Origin of the sequence: Rhodococcus sp. UFZ-B548 (assembly GCF_903819475.1) — a bacterium.
GTDB lineage: Bacteria > Actinomycetota > Actinomycetes > Mycobacteriales > Mycobacteriaceae > Rhodococcus_F > Rhodococcus_F erythropolis.
On record NZ_CAIJDS010000024.1, the window covers coordinates 54,203 to 69,144 of the forward strand.

14 protein-coding genes are annotated in these 14,942 nt (G+C 61.9%); 10 read left to right on the top strand and 4 right to left on the bottom strand.

Going from position 1 to position 14,942, the window contains the following annotated elements; translation table 11 throughout:
• Positions 1-193: 193 nt before the first annotated feature.
• The 4 genes from H7C86_RS20555 to H7C86_RS20570 are packed head-to-tail and all read left to right on the top strand — an operon-like array spanning position 194 to position 3,868.
• On the top strand, positions 194-559 hold the full coding sequence (locus H7C86_RS20555) for a hypothetical protein (protein ID WP_182262149.1): 366 nt from the start codon (positions 194-196) through the stop codon (positions 557-559).
• The gene (locus tag H7C86_RS20560) at positions 559-1,512 is read left to right on the top strand and encodes a hypothetical protein (protein WP_182262150.1); all 954 of its coding nucleotides are present in this window, start codon (positions 559-561) and stop codon (positions 1,510-1,512) included. The genes H7C86_RS20555 and H7C86_RS20560 overlap by 1 nt, the downstream gene beginning before the upstream one ends.
• Positions 1,513-1,561: 49 nt before the next feature.
• Positions 1,562-2,827 carry an aspartate kinase gene (locus H7C86_RS20565; RefSeq protein WP_019746567.1) on the top strand — a complete coding sequence of 422 codons (1,266 nt, stop codon included), beginning with the start codon at positions 1,562-1,564 and terminating at the stop codon, positions 2,825-2,827.
• A 6-nt stretch (positions 2,828-2,833) separates the two neighbouring features.
• Positions 2,834-3,868, top strand: coding sequence for an aspartate-semialdehyde dehydrogenase (locus H7C86_RS20570; RefSeq protein ID WP_019746568.1), 1,035 nt, complete (start codon positions 2,834-2,836; stop codon positions 3,866-3,868).
• Between the two features lie 62 nt (positions 3,869-3,930).
• On the opposite strand, the gene H7C86_RS20575 is transcribed toward H7C86_RS20570, so the two are convergent.
• Together H7C86_RS20575 and H7C86_RS20580 are read right to left on the bottom strand one after the other, a co-directional pair.
• Positions 3,931-4,272, bottom strand: coding sequence for an Imm51 family immunity protein (locus tag H7C86_RS20575; RefSeq protein WP_021332919.1), 342 nt, complete (start codon positions 4,270-4,272; stop codon positions 3,931-3,933).
• A gap of 43 nt (positions 4,273-4,315) precedes the next feature.
• Complete coding sequence (locus H7C86_RS20580; protein WP_020905924.1) at positions 4,316-4,957, bottom strand: TetR/AcrR family transcriptional regulator; 642 nt, start codon at positions 4,955-4,957, stop codon at positions 4,316-4,318.
• 159 nt (positions 4,958-5,116) lie between these two features.
• On the opposite strand from H7C86_RS20580, the gene H7C86_RS20585 reads away from it, so the two are divergent.
• Together H7C86_RS20585 and H7C86_RS20590 are read left to right on the top strand one after the other, a co-directional pair.
• Entirely contained in the window at positions 5,117-6,898 is a 1,782-nt protein-coding gene (locus H7C86_RS20585) for an acyl-CoA dehydrogenase (RefSeq protein WP_182262151.1), read from the top strand.
• A 1-nt stretch (position 6,899) separates the two neighbouring features.
• Positions 6,900-7,832 (top strand): oxygenase MpaB family protein, encoded by a 933-nt coding sequence (locus H7C86_RS20590; protein WP_133728600.1) that lies wholly within the window; start codon positions 6,900-6,902, stop codon positions 7,830-7,832.
• Positions 7,833-7,913: 81 nt separating this feature from the next.
• Here the strand turns inward: H7C86_RS20590 and H7C86_RS20595 are convergent, their stop codons facing one another.
• Together H7C86_RS20595 and H7C86_RS20600 are read right to left on the bottom strand one after the other, a co-directional pair.
• Positions 7,914-9,224 (bottom strand): HNH endonuclease signature motif containing protein, encoded by a 1,311-nt coding sequence (locus tag H7C86_RS20595; RefSeq protein WP_182262152.1) that lies wholly within the window; start codon positions 9,222-9,224, stop codon positions 7,914-7,916.
• Positions 9,225-9,273: 49 nt separating this feature from the next.
• The gene (locus tag H7C86_RS20600; protein WP_182262153.1) at positions 9,274-10,050 is read right to left on the bottom strand and encodes a TetR/AcrR family transcriptional regulator; all 777 of its coding nucleotides are present in this window, start codon (positions 10,048-10,050) and stop codon (positions 9,274-9,276) included.
• Positions 10,051-10,115: 65 nt separating this feature from the next.
• On the opposite strand from H7C86_RS20600, the gene H7C86_RS20605 reads away from it, so the two are divergent.
• The 4 genes from H7C86_RS20605 (at position 10,116) to H7C86_RS20620 (ending at position 14,942) form a co-directional block, all read left to right on the top strand.
• Complete coding sequence (locus tag H7C86_RS20605; protein ID WP_029537443.1) at positions 10,116-10,955, top strand: alpha/beta fold hydrolase; 840 nt, start codon at positions 10,116-10,118, stop codon at positions 10,953-10,955.
• 164 nt (positions 10,956-11,119) lie between these two features.
• Positions 11,120-12,778: a multicopper oxidase family protein gene (locus H7C86_RS20610; RefSeq protein ID WP_259349258.1), complete on the top strand. Its 1,659-nt coding sequence runs from the start codon at positions 11,120-11,122 to the stop codon at positions 12,776-12,778.
• Between the two features lie 36 nt (positions 12,779-12,814).
• On the top strand, positions 12,815-14,029 hold the full coding sequence (locus tag H7C86_RS20615) for a CaiB/BaiF CoA-transferase family protein (protein ID WP_019746577.1): 1,215 nt from the start codon (positions 12,815-12,817) through the stop codon (positions 14,027-14,029).
• A 1-nt stretch (position 14,030) separates the two neighbouring features.
• Positions 14,031-14,942: a hydroxymethylglutaryl-CoA lyase gene (locus tag H7C86_RS20620; protein ID WP_182262154.1), complete on the top strand. Its 912-nt coding sequence runs from the start codon at positions 14,031-14,033 to the stop codon at positions 14,940-14,942.

Genomic DNA, 14,942 nt, shown 5'->3' on the forward strand with positions numbered 1-14,942 from the left:
CGGCGCACAAAAACCCCGCGGCGGGAGGCCAGTCTGGATCAGACCCCGTCGCGGCAACCAAGAAGGAGTGCGCGCTGCATGCACAGCACTCTACTCCTGGATTTCGCGAGAAATCGGTGGGGTTCGCCCTCATGTCCAATTTGTCGCCGAATTGTGCTGCCGTTTCGGCCTCGAAAATGGTGGACTGTCGTCCATGGATCCCCGAATCGCCGTGGCGAGCACGTACCTCGACGCGCTCCGTAGTCACGATGGCAGTTCCGTACCGCTGGCTCCGGACGCGGTACGTCACGAGGTCGGGTTGAAGACCGGATTTTCGGGGAATCATTTGCGGCGCAGCCTTTCCGGAGGCCCTCAGTATCGCGTGATCCGCGACATTCGTGAGGTGGAGTGGACGGTCGACGGGGACGACCTGACGGCTGACTACCTCCTTGACGCCGGGTTGTTCGGGCGCAACCTGATGACCGTTCGGGTTACCGAGACTTTCCGGATACCCGCTGACGATCACCGCATTCACCACATCACCGCGAAGATTCGACCGGCGCGCGCCAAGCGCGCGTGATGCGCTCGATCCGCTGGATCGTCTGTTCACTGCTGATCGTTCTCGCTGGTCTCGGTTTTGCCGGCTCGGTGCTCGCGCTGTTCGTCCACACCCAGGTGAACGACACCGACAGCTATGTCGAGTCCGTTGCCCCGCTGGCTGCCGACCCCGCTGTCCAATCGGCGGCCGTTGATCGGCTGACCGAGGAATTGACGCAGCGGTTGGACGAGTTTCCGCAGGTGGTGACGAGACAGGCCGAGAGACTTGTTCGTGAGGCCGCTCAGTCGTTGGTCTCGAGCGACCAGTTTGCGACGCTCTGGACCGCGGCCAACCGTCGAGCGCACGCGCAACTTGCCGCGATGGTGACCGGCCGAGCCGCCGACGGCATAGTTCGGGCCGACGACAGCGGAACGGTCACCGTCTCCCTCGAACCGGTCATGACGGAACTGAGGACGAACCTCCGCGATCGCGGATTCACCGTGATCGATCGCCTCCCGGCGCTCGATCCGCAGTTCGAGATCCTGCGATCCGACGAGTTGGTGCGGGCCCAGGATTTCTCGAACACTCTCGACCGAGCAGCGACCTGGTTGCCGTGGGCGTCGGTGGCCTGCGCGATTGCGGCCGTCGCAGTTGCGCCGGGGCGAATGCGCGCGCTGTCCCTGGTCGGGCTGGCGACGGCGGTGGCGATGATCGCCCTGCTGGTGGCGCTGGCCGTCGTGCGCCGGGTCTATTTACAGAATTCAGACATACCGTCGTCCGAGGCGGCTGTGGCGGTGTACGACGCGCTGGCAGTTTCCCTGGTCAGCAGTATCCGCGTGCTTCTCGCCTGCGGAGTTGCCGTCGCGGTGGTCGGTTACGTTGCCGGTGGTTCGCGTTCTGCGACGTTGATGCGAGCGCGGATCTCGCAACTGATCCCGCGCGGATCTGAGGCGAACAGCAGTACGCATCGGGAAGTCCCAGGACCACCTCGGTAAGCTCGACCTCTGGTATCTGTAAACAATTTCGACCTGGAGGTAGAAACGCGTGGCTCTCGTCGTCCAGAAGTACGGCGGATCCTCGGTGGCAACCGCCGAGCGCATCCGACGAGTCGCTGAACGGATCGTCGAGACCAAGAAGGCCGGCAATGATGTCGTCGTCGTGGTGTCAGCGATGGGCGATACCACCGATGAGCTGCTCGACCTGGCTCAGCAGGTGTGCCCTTCCCCGCCGGCCCGTGAAATGGACATGCTGCTGACCTCGGGTGAGCGCATCTCCAACTCCTTGGTAGCGATGGCAATTCACTCCCTCGGCGCCGAAGCTCGTTCGTTCTCGGGCTCACAAGCCGGAGTCATCACGACCGGCAGCCACGGAAACGCCAAGATCATCGACGTCACGCCGGGCCGTGTTCGCACCGCCCTCGACGAAGGCTCGATCGTTCTGGTCGCCGGATTCCAAGGCGTCAGCCAGGACAGCAAGGACATCACGACGCTCGGACGCGGTGGCTCCGACACCACCGCCGTGGCGTTGGCAGCTGCACTCAACGCTGACGTCTGCGAGATCTACACCGACGTCGACGGCGTCTTCTCCGCCGATCCGCGCATCGTCCCTGACGCTCACCGCCTCGAGACGGTTTCCTTCGAGGAAATGCTCGAACTCGCAGCGTGTGGTGCCAAGGTGCTCATGCTCCGGTGTGTCGAGTACGCCCGTCGTTACAACGTGCCTGTGCACGTCCGTTCGTCATACACCACCAAGCCCGGAACAATCGTGTCCGGATCGATGGAGGACATTCCTGTGGAAGAGGCCCTGATCACCGGAGTCGCGCACGATCGCGGCGAAGCCAAGATCACCGTTGTCGGATTGCCGGACACACCGGGACATGCTGCCAAGGTGTTCCGCGCTGTCTCCGATGCCGAGATCAACATCGACATGGTGCTGCAGAACATCTCCAAGGTGGAGACCAACAAGACGGACATCACCTTCACGCTGCCGACCGCCGACGGCCCCCGCGCCGTCGAGATCCTGACCAAGCGTCAGGAAGACATCGGCTTCACACAGATCTTGTTCGACGACCACATCGGCAAGGTTTCCCTGGTCGGTGCCGGAATGCGGAGCCACCCGGGCGTCACGGCCACGTTCTGTGAGGCACTGGCCAAGGCCGACATCAACATCGATCTCATCTCGACCTCCGAGATCCGCATCTCCGTGCTGGTCAAGGACACCGAACTCGACGACGCCGTGCGCGTTATCCACGCCGCTTTCGGTCTCGGCGGCGACGAAGAAGCCGTAGTACACGCAGGAACAGGACGGTAATTTCTGATGACAACAATCGCTGTTGTCGGTGCGACCGGTCAGGTCGGCATCGTCATGCGCACTCTGCTCGAAGAACGTAACTTCCCCGCGGACAAGGTGCGGTTCTTTGCATCGGCACGCTCCGCCGGTAAGAAGCTGACGTTCCGCGGCGAAGAGATCGTTGTCGAGGATGCCGAAGCAACGTCCGACGAGGATCTGAAGGGCATCGACATCGCCCTCTTCTCCGCCGGTGCGACGCTGTCTCGTGCGCAGGCTCCGCGCTTTGCCGCGGCCGGTGCGACGGTTGTCGACAACTCTTCCGCATGGCGCAAGGATCCCGAGGTTCCCCTCGTGGTCAGCGAGGTCAACCCGCAGGACACGAAGAACCTGGTCAAGGGCATCATCGCGAACCCCAACTGCACCACCATGGCAGCGATGCCGGTGCTCAAGGTTCTGCACGACGAAGCCGGTCTGCAGCGTCTGATCGTTTCCAGCTACCAGGCTGTGTCCGGTAGCGGAATCGCCGGCGTCGAGGAACTCCTCGGCCAGGTGCGCGCCGTTGTCGGTGACGCCGAGAAGTTGGTTCACGACGGCAGCGCCGTCGACTTCCCGGCCCCGAACAACTACGTCGCCCCCATCGCGTTCAACGTCCTGCCGCTGGCAGGTTCGCTGGTCGACGACGGAAGCGGCGAGACCGACGAGGATCAGAAGCTCCGTAACGAGAGCCGCAAGATCCTCGGACTTCCTGATCTGCTGGTTTCGGGCACCTGCGTGCGCGTTCCCGTCGTGACCGGACACTCGCTCGCGATCAACGCAGAGTTCGCGAACCCGCTCTCGGTCGCTCGTGCGAAGGAAATCCTCGCCGACGCTCCCGGAGTGGAGTTGGTCGAGGTTCCGACGCCGCTGGCCGCTGCCGGCGGCAACGCGTCGCTGGTCGGTCGTATCCGTCAAGATCCGGGTGTCCCGGAGGGACGCGGACTCGCGCTCTTCGTTTCGGGTGACAACCTCCGTAAGGGCGCCGCTCTCAACACGATTCAGATTGCCGAGCTGTTGGTCGGCTAGATCTTTCCTTCGGTACCGGCCCCGCACCTAGGTGTGGGGCCGGTGTCGTTTCAGCAGGAGCTCTAGTCGAGTTCGGAAATGGCGACCAGGCCGCCGAGGTACTCGGCATCCGAATACGCTTTGGCGAGAAGCACTCCGAGTTCACCAAGAGCTTCGTTGTCGCTGCCGTACGCAACAAACATGCCCGCTTCGGGATCGGTGCCGAAGCGGCCCTCCAGATGCGGTGCATCGCGGCCTACCACTGCGTGGGCGACCGACGCCCAGTCGTAGCCGGAGCCTTCGAAACCCTCTACCTGCTCGAATACCGCTGCTACCTTGCCGAAATGCTGGTCGGTGAGCATCAGTGACCAGTTGCCCGGAGACGTTTCGAAAAGCTGTAGCGGTTCGATCGATGGTGATGTCATGCGTGTATTGAAGCAGATCCGACCGACAGGTTTCAGTGGTCTGCTAACGCCCGACCGACTGAGCGAGCGCAACGGCAAAACTGGAAAGTCTTTCTCGGGTATAGGTTTCGGGGTCGCTGACGGCCAGTCGTCCGAGCATTTCGGCAAACGACATCATGGTGTGTGCGAGGAGAACCGGATCAAGGCCTTCGAGCTTCGGTTCGAGGGCAATCCCGGCACGCGCCAGTTCTTCGGCGCGGGCGAAGACAGCTCCGCGAGAGAGCTTCAGTAAGCCGTGATACTCGCTGGGGGCGTTCTCGACAGACGTCAGGATCAGGCGCCAGCGCGTCGGGTTCTCCAGTACGGCGTCGACGAAGGCGCCAACGGTTCCGGTGTATGACGCCGCTGGGCCGAGTTCGCTCAGATCTGTCGGCATGGTTTCGAGCACCTGAGCGATGGCTCGCTCGTGCTCGCGGCGCAGGAGTGCAGCGACGAGATCGGTCCTGGTATCGAAAATCGTGTAGAGGACGGGCTTGCCGACGCCGGCTTCGGCAGCGACGGATTCCATGCTGAGGTTGTGCAGGCCTACGCGGCCGGTGACCTCGAATGCTGCGTCGAGCAACTGTTCGCGTCGTTGCTCGGGCGCCATGCGAGGGGCGTATTTGCGTCGCGGTGTATCCGTTGCGTCAGCTTGTGACCTGGTCATCGTGTGCCTCACCTCCGCTCCCACCCTAATCTGCCTGCCAATTCTTCGTGAATCATACGCAACCGTTGTATTCGTCGTCATCAATTGTTACGGTGGCGTTGTATTCGAAGAGGCGGTCAGTGAGGCGCCTCTGCCGAGATCTCTAGGAGAACAACCGCGATGACAGCGTCGACCTCTTTAGTGCCGAATGATCTGTTGCTCCATCCCTCCACTTACGATCGGCCGGAATTCGACGCGACCACGCGGAGACTGCTGGGCGCGACCGTCGACTGGTTCGAGGCGCGTGGAAAGAATCGACTTCTGGCCGACTATCACGACAAGACCTTTTACTCCGAGTTCGTCGACTTCGCGGCAAAGGAAGGCCTGTTCGCGACTTTCCTGACCCCCGCCCGCGACAGCGGCGGTGACTCCGACAAGCGCTGGGATACCAGCCGTATCGCCGCGCTGTCCGAGATCCTCGGCTTCTACGGACTCAACTACTGGTACCCGTGGCAGGTGACCATTCTCGGCCTCGGGCCGGTGTGGCAGAGCGACAACGAGACTGCAAGGGCGCGAGCAGCTTCCGCTTTGGCTTCCGGAGGCGTTGCGGCATTCGGATTGTCCGAGAAAGAGCACGGCGCCGACGTCTACTCCACCGACATGGTCTTGACGCCGAACGGCAGCGGCGGGTACCTGGCCAGCGGTTCGAAGTACTACATCGGAAATGGCAACTGCGCCAACACGGTCTCTGTCTTCGGTCGTGTCGACGGAGTGGAGGGCGCCGATCAGTACGTCTTCTTCTACGCCGACTCGGACCATCCGGCATTCACCGTGGTGAAGAACATCGTTCCGGCGCAGATGTACGTAGCGGAGTTCTCACTCGCCGAATATCCCGTTGTGGCAGAGGATATCCTGCATACCGGCGAGGCAGCATTCAGTGCCGCACTCAACACCGTGAACATCGGAAAATTCAACCTGTGTTTCGGCGGAATCGGTATGTCGACTCATGCCTTGTACGAGACGATTACCCACGCGCACAATCGAATCCTGTTCGGCAATCCCGTCACGGCGTTCCCACACGTACGACGTGAATTCGTCGACGCGTACGCGCGCCTGCTGGCGATGAGGCTCTTCTCGGATCGTGCGGTGGACTACTTCCGCACCGCATCGCCCGAGGACCGCCGCTACCTCTTGTTCAATCCCGTCACCAAGATGAAGGTGACAACCGAGGCACAGAAGGTGATCGGACTGCTCTCCGACATCGCTGCGGCAAAGGGCTTCGAGAAGGACAGCTACCTCGCGGTGGCCAAGATGGATGTCGACGGGCTGCCCAAGCTCGAGGGGACCGTCGCCGTCAATCTCGCCCTGATCGCCAAGTTCATGCCGGCGTACCTCTTTGCCCCCGAGTCATTTCCGGCGGTTCCGACGCGTAACGACGCAGCCGACGACGAGTTCCTGTTCCGTCAGGGCCCGGCACGGGGGTTGTCCAAGGTTCGATTCGACGACTGGCGAGCGGTGTACGCGAAGTTTGCGGATGTTCCCAACGTCGCACTGTTCGTGGAGCAGGCCGAAGCTCTCGTGACCCTCCTTGCCGAAGCTGCACCGGATGCGGCGCAGCAGGTCGACTTGGACTTCGGCCTGGCGATCACCGAACTCTTCACCCTCGTCGTCTACGGCCAGTTGATCCTCGAACAAGCCGAGATCTTGGGATTGGACGAGGGGCAGCGGAGCGATGGGGTGCTGGATCAGATCTTCGACGTCCTGGTCCGCGACTTCAGTGCTGCAGCGGTGGAGTTGCACGGAAAACCCAGCGCCAGTGAAGATCAGCAGCGGTTGGCTCTCGCATCTATTCGGCGCCCCAAATTCGCGGCCGAGCGATTCGAGTACGTCTGGCAGCAAGTAGTCGCCTTGTCTGGTGCCTACGAAATGAACGGTGCAGGGTCAACGAACGGGGAGGAATGAAATGTCTGAACTGACGATGAATCGACCGCGTGAGGATTACGGCTTCTTCGGCCCAGGATCACCCAGTTGGAAGATCTGGGCGGCTCCGACAGCATTGATCGGTTTCCAGCGGTCAGTGGTGCTCGAGCACTTCGACCCCTTCCTTGCTGCCGCGGTGGCAGATATGAGCGGGATCTACAGCGATCCCGCCGGGCGACTCGACCGAACCTTGGCGTACTTCCTGACCGTCGCCACTGCCGACGGGCGGACGGCACTGGCGTTGTCCGACCATCTCATGACGGTTCACGCTCAGGCCACGGGTATCGAACCGATCACCGGAACTCGTTACAGTGCAAACAATCCGGCGGCACAACTGTGGATCCACGTGACCGGTTGGCATTCGGTGCTCAAGTGCTACGAGATGTACGGGCCGGGCCCACTCTCCGCCGTCGAAGAGCAGCGGTACTGGGAAGAATGCGTGATCGCTGCCGAACTGCAGACATGCAAAGCGTCCGACGTTCCGCGCTCGCGAGATGAGGTACGGGAGTACTTCGCTGAAGTCAGGCCCAGATTGTGTACCTCCGAGCGTGCCAACCGGGCGATGCACTACTTGTTGAGAACGCCAAGGGCGCAGGGGAAGACGAAGTTCGCGACGTTCAGCCGATTGGTCGCGCCGGCCACTATCGCAACATTGCCGGGCTGGATGCGAACCATGGGCGGCTTCGATCAACCCGCTTTGTTGGACAGGGCAATTGCGCCCGCGGTGCGAACTGCGGTCCGGGTCGGCAGTTCACCGAAGAACATGACCACTGCTCTGAAGGTCATCGCGCCGATGACTGGCAAGGTGTTGGAGCGCCACCTGCGTGACGAGCAACCCCTCGACCCGAGAGTTGTCACGCCAGCGGAGATTCGGGAGCGATTCCCACGCGCCACCAAAGTTCCGCAGGCGGTCTGACGGAATTCACGGCTTTCGGCACCGCATCGAGATCTGCTCGATGCGGTGCTGGGCCGTGTTCTGTTGTGCCTGAGGTTCTTCTCAGGTTTTGAAGGTGGTGTTCGCCGGCCTGGGGTGCTGTTGCGGGTCGATCGAGGGTGGTGGGATGAACCAGGGTTTGTTGTCGACGCCGATGCGGATTACCCATTTTCCGACGAAACCCGATTTCCGGTGCATCAGCCGGTGATGTGAACGGCACAGTAGGACAAGGTTGTTCATCACGGTCGGGCCGCCGTTGGCCCAGTGCCGGATGTGGTGTGCATCGGTCCACGCGGGCACACATGTGCAGCCGGGGAAGGCGCAGCCTTTGTCTCGGGCGATCAGCGCCACTCGCTGTTCGGCGGACACTAATCGCTTTCCGGGTTTCGCATCGAGCGGTGCGCCGTGGTCGTCGAGCAGTACGGTGGACAGGAAGCAGTCGCAGCCGAGGAGTCTGGTCTGCGAGACGGACAGTGGCCCCAGCCAGGGCATGTGCCCGACATCGAGATCCGACACAGCCACAGCCACTCCACCACCAGGAGCAGCGGATGTTGCGGCGCAGTCCCGGTGCTCAGCCAAATCACGCGCGTTGATGTGCACGTTCACGTGCGGACGCTGGCCACCATCGACACCGGTTTTGGCGCAGTCGAGGTAACGGCGGATCAGTTCGGTGAACCCGTCCGCGGTCCGCTTCGCTGCCGACCGAGAATCCGGGGTTCCATCGGGTGCCGGGGTGGGCATCGTCAGATTCGACAGGGCGGAGAGCAGCATTTCGCCGGTGAGGGCGTCGAAATCGCCGCGCACCACCACCCGACCGTTCAGTGTCGATGCGATCCGCAACTCGTTGCGGTCGATATCTTCGGCAGGCGGAATCTCATCGGACTCGAACACTCGCTCCAAGGTCGCGATAACACTCCGCACCTTCGTGGTCGTCGCCTCCACGCCCGACGCAGCAGCGAGCAACAGGTCGATGCACTTCGGTAACGCTTCGTCCGGCATGCCCTTCGGTGGTGATTCGCAGAACGCCACGATCAACACGGCGTGCTCGAAGGAGCAGTCCCCGACATCGAACCGGGCCGCCACCGCGGGAAACGGCCGCAGCGCCGCACCCGGGGCGGCGATCTTCTTCCCGTCCCGGATTTGCAGCATCGTGTTTGCCGCCAACCAGCAACCCACCCCGCGGCTGGCAATCACCTGATCATCCGGCCGCAACGACAACTCGTCCACCACGGCCACTCGCACGGCCTCGAGGCGCAGAATCTCCGCGCTCGCCGACACCGCAGCGGCCCGCAACTCCGCAGCCGTCAACCGCCACAGGCGTCCGCGCAACCCCACCGCAGAACCAGACACCACATCCGACAACAAGACACTCATTGAATCCCCCGATCCCCTACACACAAGAATACTCGAACATGCGTTCGAGTCAAGAGTGTTTTCGAATCCTCGATTCGATCCCGTCAAGGAGGATCTGTAGGCCCTGAGTAAATGACTCTTCGGTTTCTCGTTCGAGATAGAAGTCGCCGCCCGGTACCGGTGGGGCCTCCCGACCCAACTGCATCGTGTGGGGGAAGTCGTTCGCGAAATCCGGTGCAGCATCGGCCAGTGCAGCAGAAGACTCTGCCCACCAATGAGATTCGGAATCTCCGATGGTCGAGGCGCTCCGGATCTCAGCTAGGGTCCGCGCGGACCCCCGGATGAAATGGAAAATCATGCTCACCGATCTGCGGATGATCGGAGCGTCGAGACCCGTGGAGTAGAGAATGGACAGGAGTGATTCGAGTCCTGCCTGCTCGTGCGGACCCAGGACGGGGCGCGCCAACGAGACATCCAATGTCCACGGATGGCGTGTATGTAGGGCGAAGAGTGCGGCGGCCCAGTCGGACAGTGCCATGCGCCAGTCGCCGGTGTCTGCGATCGGCGGTAGCTCGGCATGCACCCGGTCGTACATCAGGTCCAGTAGTTCGTCCTTTCCCGGTATGTAGGTGTACAGAGACATCGCAGTGCGGCCGAGGTGGTCGCCGATCATGCGCATCGACAACGGTGTCGTGGGGTTGGCGTCGGCGACTTCGATCGCGGCGTCAACGACTGAGTCCGTGGACAGCGCGGGCTTCGGTCCTCGGCGGCCGGAAGGCGCCTCGGGTTGACGCCACAGAAGTGAAATCGTGCGTGCGATATCGCGTCGGTCTGCCTGTTTGTTCATCTTGTCGCTTTCGTGGAGTCGCGCTATTCTTAATTACTTTACAGTGTAAAGATTTGGGAGTGGGCATGGTTGAGGCAAGACTTCACGACGGGACAACTATCGATGTCGAGGTTCTCGGACATGGCCCCGCCGTGCTGATGCCCGTGAATCCGATTTCGGCTACCGGCATTAAGGCTGACGAACTGCGCGCCTGGGGCGTTGACCCCTCGCTCGGTCGAACGTTCATGGAAGGGTTGGCGTCGAACTTCACTGTGGTTGCCTTCGACTACGAAGGGCACCGGATGGCGTCGCCCGCTCCGGACACGCTCACTCCCGACAACATCACGTCCGACATTCTGGCTGTGGCGAATTCGGCTGGGATCGACCAGTTCGCCTACTACGGATACTCCTGGCTGGCTCTGTGCGGATTGCAGTTGGCGCTGCGCACCGATCGTCTGACCGCACTGGTCATGGGTGGTTTCCCGCCGGTGGATGGGCCGTACAAGGCGATGCTCCAGGTTACCGAAGCTACACACCGCATGACGAGTGAACCGCCCCGGCGCACATCGCAGCCCACGGCATCGCCGGACGAGTTCGATTGGAACTCCATCGACATCGCGTTGACCGGAGCGCAGACCCGGCAGTTCGTGACGCTGTACCTCGCACTTGGTGAATTCGACGATCGAACGATTCAAGGGCGCATCCTTTGTCCGCGAATGTGTTTCGTCGGTTCGCAAGACGTCATCGAATACGGTGACCGATGGGGTGGGGTACGGGTCGCGCCGGCCGATCTCGACCTCGACGCCGCTCGGTCAGCAGGGTGGGATATCGAGGTACTAGACGGTCTGGATCACACGCAGGCAATGCAACCGGCTCATGTTCTACCCATTCTCAAACGTTGGTTGGAGAAGGTGGTCGGTGTTTGACCGTGCGAGCACACGGGTAACCCGCTCCGGATGCCGTCAGCGTGAGGGGGCCGTGAGTGGACGAGTCACACAAGATCCGTCGACGATCGTTTGTTCAAGGGCTTGGCTTGCTGGCCGGCCTGAGTGCATTGTCCGCTTGATCAGCGACAGCTCGACCCCCTGACATCGATCCGCTACGCCCATTCCAACTTCCGTCACCCCGGCTGGAACCGTTTCGGGAGACCCTTCCTGTCCTGCCGGGCATTTCGGGTGGCAACCTGGAGCTTCGCGCGGCTTCGTCGATGCACCGTTTCCATCCGGACCTACCGTCGTCGCCGTCGCTGGGTTACGGCGGAATGGATTATCTGGGCCCCACCATCGAAGCTCACGTCGATCAGCTCGTCACAGTCCGATATGCCAATGACATTTCTGCGTATCCGCTTGCCGCGGATGTCGATCCGGGTCTGCACGGCGTCAGCGACCTCGACCGCACACAGGTCCCCACCTCGCTTCACCTGCACGGAGGAGTTACTGCACCACAGTTCGACGGACATCCGGAGTTGATCCAGCGTCCGGGCGAAGGTTTGGTCCACGAATACACGAATGGTCGTGCCGCCGGCAATCTCTGGTACCACGATCACGCCATGGGAATGACGCGCCTCAACGTCTATGCCGGATTGGTCGGGATGTATTTTCTCCGTGACGACGTTGACACGGGCGCCGCCGGGAATTCTCTCGGCCTGCCGTCCGGTGAGTTCGAACTCCCGATGATTCTGCAGGACAAGGTCTTCACCTCCGACGGTCAACAGAGTGTCCGTTCCACGTGGCTCACTCCGCAAGGTTCATGGGATCCGGCGACCCCCGGTGACGTTGGCGTGGTGAACGGCGTCGTGTGGCCGAAAGTGGAGGTTGCCCGCGGCCTGTATCGATTGCGACTGCTCAACGCCGCAACCTATTCGGTGTGGAATCTGCATTTCGCAAATCGTATGCGGTTCTGGGTGATCGGGTCCGAAGGCGGTTTACTGGCCGCTCCGGCGCCGACGGATCACGTCCGGTTGAGTCCGGGTGAACGCGCTGATCTGCTGGTCGACTTCAGTATGCTCGAGCCGGGCACAACGGTGGAATTGCGCAACGACGAACCGGTACCCCTTGCGGTGGCTCAACGCGGCACGCAGGTGATGCCGGTGTTCTGTCGGTTCGACGTGGGCAGCGCAAAGGGATTCACCGGCTCGATCCCGCAGCAGCTGAATTCCGTTGCCGCCGAACCGGCGTCCCCGGATGTGGTGCGAAATCTCACGATCATGCAGCTGTCGCGTCCGTCGGATTACCCGTCGATCACTATGTCGCTCAACAATTTGAGGTTCACCGATTCGGATATCGAACTGCCACGTCAGGGGGCCGTCGAGCAATGGAATCTGATCAACATCACCACGGAACCACATCCGATTCATCTGCACCTGGTGGCGTTCCGCGTTGTGGGACGCCAGAGCCTCGACACTGCAGCACTGATGCAGCGGTATCCGGTGCCTGACTTGGGGGTCCGGTGGACGCCGTCGGCGGAGGAATTCGTGACCTCTTCGCTGCGGCCTCCCGAAGTGTGGGAAACGGGGGAGAAGGACACGGTCATCGTGGATGCCAACTCGATCACTCGCGTGATCGTGCGCTTTCCGACGGCCGACGAGTTGGGCTTCGATCCGGATGCAACTTTCGCGAGAGGTTCCATGGCAGATCACTCGGCGCACGGAGAAGCTGGCATGGGGGACTTGCAGGGGTACGTCTGGCACTGCCACATGCTCGATCACGAAGACCACGACATGATGTTGCGATACCGGGTGGTGACGTAGCCTTCAAAGGGAGAAAAGTTCCCAGAGGAGGCAGCTGTGTCGGAAGGTGCGCCCACCGGGCCCCTGGACGGATATCGGGTGATTGAACTCGGAACCTTGATCGCCGGGCCCTTCGCCGGGAAATTGCTCGGCGACATGGGAGCCGACGTGATCAAGATCGAATCACCGGACCGTCCAGACCCGCTTCGTACCTGGGGTCAGGCAGAGCAGGACGGTCATCGATTCTTCTGGACGGTTCACGCCCGCAACAAGCGGTGTGTGACGTTGGACCTTCGCGTCGACGCGGGCCGCGACCTGTTTCTGAATCTGATCGAACATGCCGACGTGGTGGTCGAGAACTTCCGGCCGGGCACCCTCGAGAAGTGGGGTCTGGGATTCGACGTGCTGAGCGCGCGCAATCCGAAGTTGGTGTTGGCCAGGGTATCCGGCTACGGGCAGAGCGGACCGCAAGCCAAGAGCGCCGGCTACGCCTCGGTTGCCGAAGCAGTCAGCGGATTTCGGCATCTGAACGGTTATCCAGGGCAGGCACCCCCGCGTATTGCCCTTTCACTCGGAGATTCTCTCGGTGGGATGTTCGCCGTTCAGGGAGTGCTGGCGGCGTTGCTCTCGCGAGAGCGGACCGGCCGTGGCCAGGTGGTCGACGTTGCCCTCACGGAATCCTGTCTGGCGGTGCAGGAATCCACGATCCCGGACTACGATCGGGGCGGGATCATCCGGCAGCCCTCGGGAACGAGGTTGGAGGGTATCGCACCGTCCAACATCTACCAGACCTCTGAAGGAAACTGGGTGGTGATCGCGGCCAATCAGGACACGCTCTTCGTGCGTCTGTGCACCATCATGGGTCGACCGGAACTAGCGCAAGACGACCGATTCTCCAATCATGTTGCGCGTGGCAAACATCAGGACGAGCTCGACGAATTGATCAGCGCCTGGGTTGCGCTCCAAGATCCCACCAGTCTCGTGGAACGCCTCACCGAAGTGGGAGTTGTTGCCGGGCCGATCAATACGGTTGAAGATGTGGTCAAGGATCCGCAGCTGATCGAACGGGGGATGCTCGTCGACCACTACGACGAGCGGATCGGGGAAAACGTCCTCGGCCTGGGCGTCGTGCCTACATTCAGTGAGACACCCGGATCCGTTCGCAACGCGGGAGCAGCGTCGCCGGGGTACGACAACGCTTCGGTCTGGGGTGGGCTCCTCGGACTCTCGGGCGACGAGCAGACAGAACTGAAGAAGAAGGGCGTGATCTGACGTGTCGGTACCTGAAGCAGGTGTTCCCGCGGTCAGCATTCGTGAAGTCGGGCCACGGGATGGGTTGCAGATCGAAGACCCGGTCTCGCTGGCGGAGAAACTTCGTCTTGTCGAAGCTCTGGCTGCGACAGGTGTTTCGCGCATCGAGGCGACGTCGTTCGTGTCACCGCGTGCGGTGCCGGCACTGGCCGACGCGGAGTTGTTGGCCGCAGAGTTGCACCAGTGGCCAGGCATCGAGTTCTCGGCATTGGTCGCCGGAATCGGTGGAGCGAAACGGGCCGTTGCTGCAGGAATGCAAACCGTCGAATATGTGGTGTCGGCATCGAATAGCCACAGCGAGGCCAATACTCGGTCGACGACGGAGCAAGCGACCGAACGTATCGGAGAGGTCGTCCGGATCGTCCACGAGGCTGGTGGACGGGTGGAGGTCATCGTGGCCACAGCCTGGGACTGTCCGTTCGACGGTCCAACCGATCCGGACCGTGTTCTGCGGATTGCGGAGCAGGCCAAAGAGTTCGGCGCTGATCAGTTCTCGATCGCGGATACCATCGGCACTGCCACACCGGGACGCGTCGGACGGTTGATCGACGCTGTCGGCGAAAGAGTGGGTGACTTCGGCTTGGGTGTGCACTTCCACAACACGCGTGGCGCTGGTCTTGCCAGTGCGTTGGCGGCTGTGCAGCACGGAGTTCGAAACCTGGATGCGTCCACCGGTGGCCTGGGCGGTTGCCCGTTTGCTCCTGGTGCCAGTGGCAATATCGCGACTGAGGAACTGGTCTACATGCTCGAAGACATGGGCGTTGCGACAGGTATCGACCTGGATGCGAGCATTCGTGCCGCTGCCGTTGCAGAAGAGATAGTGGGCCATACGGTTCCCAGTAATCTTCTCCGCGCCGGCGATCGGAAGCGATAG

Coding starts and splice junctions, on each gene's coding strand:
- H7C86_RS20555 (WP_182262149.1), top strand. CDS start 194: ATGGATCCCCGAATCGCCGTGGCGAGCACGTACCTCGACGCGCTCCGT.
- H7C86_RS20560 (WP_182262150.1), top strand. CDS start 559: ATGCGCTCGATCCGCTGGATCGTCTGTTCACTGCTGATCGTTCTCGCT.
- H7C86_RS20570 (WP_019746568.1), top strand. CDS start 2,834: ATGACAACAATCGCTGTTGTCGGTGCGACCGGTCAGGTCGGCATCGTC.
- H7C86_RS20575 (WP_021332919.1), bottom strand. CDS start 4,272: ATGACATCACCATCGATCGAACCGCTACAGCTTTTCGAAACGTCTCCG.
- H7C86_RS20580 (WP_020905924.1), bottom strand. CDS start 4,957: ATGACCAGGTCACAAGCTGACGCAACGGATACACCGCGACGCAAATAC.
- H7C86_RS20585 (WP_182262151.1), top strand. CDS start 5,117: ATGACAGCGTCGACCTCTTTAGTGCCGAATGATCTGTTGCTCCATCCC.
- H7C86_RS20590 (WP_133728600.1), top strand. CDS start 6,900: ATGTCTGAACTGACGATGAATCGACCGCGTGAGGATTACGGCTTCTTC.
- H7C86_RS20595 (WP_182262152.1), bottom strand. CDS start 9,224: ATGAGTGTCTTGTTGTCGGATGTGGTGTCTGGTTCTGCGGTGGGGTTG.
- H7C86_RS20600 (WP_182262153.1), bottom strand. CDS start 10,050: ATGAACAAACAGGCAGACCGACGCGATATCGCACGCACGATTTCACTT.
- H7C86_RS20605 (WP_029537443.1), top strand. CDS start 10,116: ATGGTTGAGGCAAGACTTCACGACGGGACAACTATCGATGTCGAGGTT.